At 70.8% G+C, this 5,624-nt stretch carries 6 protein-coding genes and 1 pseudogene; all 7 read right to left on the reverse strand.

What is annotated here, in order from left to right:
• Positions 1-168: 168 nt before the first annotated feature.
• On the reverse strand, positions 169-807 hold the full coding sequence (locus tag WDV06_RS35990; protein WP_395514021.1) for an arsenate reductase/protein-tyrosine-phosphatase family protein: 639 nt from the start codon (positions 805-807) through the stop codon (positions 169-171).
• Complete coding sequence (locus WDV06_RS35995; RefSeq protein WP_395514022.1) at positions 804-1,451, reverse strand: L-threonylcarbamoyladenylate synthase; 648 nt, start codon at positions 1,449-1,451, stop codon at positions 804-806. The genes WDV06_RS35990 and WDV06_RS35995 overlap by 4 nt, the downstream gene beginning before the upstream one ends.
• A 55-nt stretch (positions 1,452-1,506) precedes the next feature.
• Complete coding sequence (gene prmC, locus WDV06_RS36000; protein WP_079429781.1) at positions 1,507-2,352, reverse strand: peptide chain release factor N(5)-glutamine methyltransferase; 846 nt, start codon at positions 2,350-2,352, stop codon at positions 1,507-1,509.
• A 45-nt stretch (positions 2,353-2,397) separates the two neighbouring features.
• Positions 2,398-3,477, reverse strand: coding sequence for a peptide chain release factor 1 (gene prfA, locus WDV06_RS36005; RefSeq protein ID WP_045948877.1), 1,080 nt, complete (start codon positions 3,475-3,477; stop codon positions 2,398-2,400).
• 120 nt (positions 3,478-3,597) lie between these two features.
• Positions 3,598-3,816, reverse strand: coding sequence for a 50S ribosomal protein L31 (gene rpmE / locus WDV06_RS36010; RefSeq protein WP_007266580.1), 219 nt, complete (start codon positions 3,814-3,816; stop codon positions 3,598-3,600).
• Positions 3,817-3,990: 174 nt separating this feature from the next.
• Positions 3,991-5,094 (reverse strand): LCP family protein, encoded by a 1,104-nt coding sequence (locus WDV06_RS36015; protein ID WP_395514023.1) that lies wholly within the window; start codon positions 5,092-5,094, stop codon positions 3,991-3,993.
• Between the two features lie 172 nt (positions 5,095-5,266).
• A pseudogene (locus WDV06_RS36020) lies at positions 5,267-5,624 on the reverse strand (transcription termination factor Rho); the annotation flags it as partial.

The following is a 5,624-nucleotide window of genomic DNA, read 5'->3' on the forward strand; positions in this document are numbered from 1 at the left end:
GGCGGCCTCCGGCCGCCGGCGTCAGCGCGGCGGAGTGACGCCCGTCAGGGCGGTGACCACCGGGTCCAGCGCCTCGTCGAGCCCCTCCTCCACGCACCCCTCGCACCGCTCGGCCCCATGGGGGCCTCCCCGGCTTCGGCGTGCTGCGGCGGCCTCCGGCCGCCGGCGTCAGCGCGGCGGAGTGACGCCCGTCAGGGCGGTGACCACCGGGTCCAGCGCCTCGTTGATCTCGTCGCCGATGGACCGGAAGAAGGTGATGGGCGCCCCGTACGGGTCGTACACCTCGTCCGCGTCGGCGGAAGGGGCCAGCAGCCAGCCCCGCAGGGCCGCGGCGGCCCGCACCAGGGCCCGGGCGCGCTCGGCCATGCCGTCGTCGAGCGGCGGGAGGGTCGCCGGGTCTATGGCCCGCACCAGCCGGGTGAACTCCTTCAGCGTGAAGGTGCGCAGTCCGGCCGAGTGGCCCATGGAGATGACCTGCGCCCGGTGGTCCCGCGTGGCGGTCAGCACCAGGTCGGCCCGTATGACGTGTTCGTCGAGCAGCTCCCGCCCGGTGAACCCGGTCGCGTCCGCGCCGAAGTCCGCGAGCACGGCGGCCGCGTTGGCCTCCATCGGCGCCCCTTCGTGGCCCCAGGTGCCGGCGCTCTCCACGATCAGGTCGCCCGTGGCCAGCCCCAGCGCCCCCAGGCGGTGCGCCAGCGCGTGCCGCGTCAGCCGCTCGGTGATCGGCGAGCGGCACACGTTCCCGGTGCTGACGTGGAGTATGCGGAAGGTGTCTCCCTTGGCTATGCCACGCCCCTGAGGGCTCACGGAGCCACCTCAAGGTCGGGTACGACCTCCCGCAGCTGCTGCGCGGTCAGCGCACCCTCGCGCAGCAGGACGGGAACCTTCCCGGTGACGTCGACGATCGACGACGGCAGGGTGCTCGGGGTCGGCCCGCCGTCCAGGTACACGGACACGGAGTCGCCCAGCATGGCCCGCGCCGCGTCGCAGTCCTGCGGCGCCGGGTGCCCGGAGAGGTTGGCGGAGGAGACGGCCATCGGGCCGACCTCGGTCAGCAGCTCGATCGCGACGGGGTGCAGCGGCATGCGCACGGCCACGGTCCCGCGGGTCTCCCCCAGGTCCCAGGCCAGCGAGGGCTGGTGCTTGGCGACGAGGGTGAGCCCGCCCGGCCAGAAGGCGTCGACGAGCTCCCAGGCGTGCTCGGAGAAGTCCGTGACGAGGCCGTGGAGGGTGTTCGGGGAGCCGATGAGCACCGGGGTGGGCATGGTGCGTCCGCGGCCCTTGGCGGCGAGCAGGTCTCCGACGGCCTCCGCGCTGAAGGCGTCCGCGCCGATCCCGTAGAGGGTGTCGGTGGGCAGCACGACGAGCTCTCCGCGGCGTACGGCGGAGGCCGCTTCACGCAGGCCCGTCTTGCGGTCCGTCGCGTCGTTGCAGTCGTATCGCCGGGCCATCAGCAGGCCTCCTCGTGCAGCGTTGTGGTGGCGTGGGCGGTCGGGGTCGCGGGGGTCACGGCATGGCCTTGCGGGCGGTCGCGAAGCGGGGCCGGTTGTTCAGGTCGGGGTGGTCGGCGGCGTCGGCCCAGCCCCGCTCGTCGGCGAAGATCCACGGGACCTGGCCGCCCTGGGTGTCGGCGTGCTCGATCACGACGATGCCGCCGGGCCGCAGCAGGCGGTGGGCGGTGCGCTCGATCCCGCGGATGGTGTCGAGGCCGTCCTCGCCGGAGAACAGGGCCATCTCGGGGTCGTGGTCCCGGGCCTCGGGGGCCACGTACTCCCACTCGGTGAGGGGGATGTACGGCGGGTTGGAGATGACGAGGTCGACCTGGCCGTCGAGCTCGGGCAGCGCGCTCAGGGCGTCGCCCTGGTGGACGGTGACCCGGGAGCCCTCGGCGTTCTTGCGGGTCCAGCGCAGGGCGTCCTCGGACAGCTCCACTGCGTGCACGCGCGAGCGCGGCACCTCCTGGGCCATGGCGAGCGCGATGGCGCCGGAACCGGTGCACAGGTCCACGATCAGCGGCTCGACCACGTCCATGGCCCGGACGGCCTGTATGGCCCAGTCCACGACCGACTCGGTCTCGGGTCGGGGCACGAACACACCGGGGCCGACCTGGAGCTCCAGGTAGCGGAAGAAGGCGCGGCCGGTGATGTGCTGGAGCGGCTCGCGCGCCTCGCGGCGGGCGACGGCCTCCCAGTAGCGGGCGTCGAAGTCCGCGTCCTTGACGTGGTGCAGTTCCCCCCGCTTGACGCCGTGCACGAAGGCCGCGAGCTCCTCCGCGTCGAAACGCGGTGAGGGCACGCCGGCGGCGGCCAGCCGCTGGGTGGCCTGGGCCACCTCGGCAAGCAGCAAGTTCACGCTGGTCCTCCGGGCTGCTGTCGTACGAGGGGGGTGCGAAGGTCGTCAGTGCGCGGCCGCGAGCTTCGCCGCGGAGTCGGTGTCGACGCAGGCCTGGATGACCGAGTCGAGGTCGCCGTCGAGCACCTGGTCCAAGTTGTACGCCTTGAAACCGGTGCGGTGGTCCGAGATCCGGTTTTCCGGGAAGTTGTACGTACGGATCTTCTCGGAACGGTCCACGGTGCGCACCTGGCTGCGGCGCACGTCGGAGGCCTCCTGCTCGGCGGCCTCCTGGGCGGCGGCCAGCAGGCGCGAGCGCAGGATGCGCATGGCCTGCTCCTTGTTCTGGAGCTGGCTCTTCTCGTTCTGGCAGGAGGCGACCACACCGGTCGGGATGTGCGTGATGCGCACGGCCGAGTCGGTGGTGTTGACGGACTGGCCGCCGGGGCCGGAGGAGCGGTACACGTCGATGCGGAGATCGTTCGGGTTGATCTCGACCTCGACCTCCTCGGCCTCCGGGGTGACGAGCACGCCGGCGGCGGAGGTGTGGATGCGGCCCTGGGACTCGGTGGCCGGGACGCGCTGGACGCGGTGGACGCCGCCCTCGTACTTCATCCGGGCCCACACGCCCTGGCCGGGCTCGGTGGCGCCGTTGCCGCCCTTGGTGCGGACGGAGACCTGGACGTCCTTGTAGCCGCCCAGCTCGGACTCGGTGGAGTCGATGATCTCGGTCTTCCAGCCGACGCGCTCGGCGTAACGCAGGTACATGCGCAGCAGGTCGCCGGCGAACAGGGCGGACTCGTCGCCTCCGGCGCCCGCCTTGATCTCCAGGAGCACGTCCTTGTCGTCGCTGGGGTCGCGCGGGACGAGCAGCAGGCGGAGCTTCTCGGTGAGCTCCTCGCGCTGCGCGCTCAGTTCCTTGACCTCGGCGGCGAAGTCGGGGTCGTCGGCCGCCAGCTCCTTGGCCGTCTCGATGTCCTCGGCCGACTGCTTCCACGCGCGGAAGGTCGCCACGATCGGGGTCAGCTCCGCGTAGCGCTTGTTCAGCTTGCGGGCGTTCGCCTGATCGGAGTGGACCGAAGGGTCGGCGAGCTTCTTCTCAAGGTCGGCGTGCTCGCCGACCAGTTCCTCGACCGCCTCGAACATCGGGTGCTCCTGTGGTGAAAAAATCAAAAATGGGCTGGGCTGGCTGAACGACGACAAAGGCGCCGGCCCTGCCGCCCCCGCATGGTCAGGGGGCGGCCGGTGACCGGCGCCTGGGTCGCGCTACTTCTTGGCCGCACCCTTGCCGAAGCGGGCCTCGAAGCGGGCCACACGGCCACCGGTGTCGAGGATCTTCTGCTTGCCCGTGTAGAACGGGTGGCACTCGGAGCAGACCTCGGCACGGATGGTGCCCTCGGTCAGCGTGCTACGGGTGGTGAACGACGCGCCGCAGGTGCAGCTGACCTGGGTCTCGACGTACTCGGGGTGAACATCGCGCTTCAAGGTGTCTCCTAGATTCGGGAGGGCGCCGGGTCGCAGGAGCCGAATTGCGTACTGCGTGAACCGGGGCCGACAGACCAGTCTGCCAGGACCGGGCCGCCTGTCAAAATTCTCGGAACGCTCCCCTCAACGGGGTGGGTCCGGCATCTATTCCTGCCGCGTCCCGGCGGGGAAGGACTACTGGACGATGGAGCCCGCGCTGCTCTTGTCCCCGGTGGAGTGCTCGGTGGCCGCGGCGGGGATGGGCTGGTCGGCCAGCAGGGCGTCCCAGACCATCTTGGAGTCCTTGGCCAGGAGCGCGACCCGGTCCTTGTCGAGCGGGTCCTGGGTCACCGGCACGGTGATCATGTGCATGTTCTCGGCGCTGATGCCCTGGAGTCCCTGGGCGAAGCTCGCGAGCGACTTCACGTCGCCGAGTGCCTTGTCGGTGGTGATCGCCTTGGTGGCGGAGTCGGCGAGGCCGTAGAGCTTCTTCGGGTTGTCGAAGACCCCGATGCCCTTGACCTGCTTGATCAGCGCCTTGATGAAGGCCTGCTGGAGCTGTATTCGGCCGAGGTCGCCGCCGTCGCCGACGGTCTTGCGCGTGCGGACGAGGCCGAGGGACTGCTCGCCGTTGAGCTTGTGGGAGCCGGCCGGCAGGTCCAGGTGGCTGCCGTAGTCCTTGATCGGCTTGGTGGTGGTGAGCTCGACCCCGCCGAGGTTGTCGATGATCTTCTTGAAGCCGGTGAAATCGACCTCGATGTAGTGGTCCATGCGGATCCCCGACATCGCCTCGACCGTCTTCACCGCGCAGGCGGCCCCGCCGATGGTGAAGGCCTCGTTGAACTGCGCGCGCTGCCGGGGGGCGCTGGTCTTGCCCTTGCCGATGGGGCAGGCGGGTCGCGGGAGCATCGTGTCGCGCGGGATGGACACGACGCTGGCCTGCTTGTGGCCCTCGTAGAGGTGGATGATCATCGCCGTGTCGGAGCGCGCGGAGCCGCCGTCGTCCGCGCCGTACTCGCCGTTCGCCCCGTCGCGGGAGTCGGAGCCGAGGACCAGGATGTCCATCGAGCCGTTGTCGACGTTCGGCGGGCGGTCCTTGCCCAGGGCCTGGTCGATGTCGACGGTGTGCAGGTTGCCGTTGAGCTTGAAGTAGAACCAGCCGAGGCTGCCCCCGCCCAGCAGAACCACTGCGGCGGCGGTCCAGGCGGCGACTCTGAGGCCCTTGCGGCGCCGCGGCTCCCCCCTGCGCCGGCCTCCGCGAGCGGCCCGTCGGCCGCGGCCCCTGCTGTCCTCGCTCATGCTCTCCTCAGTCCTGGCTCCGGTGCCCGTCTTCCTTCACTCAGACGGACGAGCGCGTTCCAGGGTTCCACGGCTTCTCGTGCGAGCCGCACGCCTGTGGCGAAGGTCGCACAAACGGAAGCCGCCCCCGCCGCGGGTGCGGCGGGGGCGGAACCGTGTGCGGGCGACCCGGTCAGTCGTCGTTCTTGCCGGCCGGGGTCGTCTTGGCGATCTGCATCAGGAACTCGGCGTTCGACTTCGTCTGCTTCATCTTGTCGAGCAGCAGCTCGATCGCCTGCTGCGAGTCGAGCGCGTGCAGCACCCGGCGCAGCTTCCAGACGATGGCGAGCTCCTCGCTGTTGAGCAGGATCTCCTCCTTGCGCGTACCCGACGGGTCGACGTCGACGGCCGGGAAGATGCGCTTGTCGGCGAGCTTGCGGTCGAGCTTGAGCTCCATGTTGCCGGTGCCCTTGAACTCCTCGAAGATCACCTCGTCCATGCGCGAGCCGGTGTCGACGAGCGCGGTGGCCAGGATGGTCAGCGAGCCGCCG

Source organism: Streptomyces racemochromogenes, from assembly GCF_044129415.1.
Lineage (GTDB): Bacteria > Actinomycetota > Actinomycetes > Streptomycetales > Streptomycetaceae > Streptomyces > Streptomyces racemochromogenes_A.

Coding starts and splice junctions, on each gene's coding strand:
- prfA (WP_045948877.1), bottom strand. CDS start 3,477: ATGTTCGAGGCGGTCGAGGAACTGGTCGGCGAGCACGCCGACCTTGAG.
- WDV06_RS35995 (WP_395514022.1), bottom strand. CDS start 1,451: ATGGCCCGGCGATACGACTGCAACGACGCGACGGACCGCAAGACGGGC.
- WDV06_RS36015 (WP_395514023.1), bottom strand. CDS start 5,094: ATGAGCGAGGACAGCAGGGGCCGCGGCCGACGGGCCGCTCGCGGAGGC.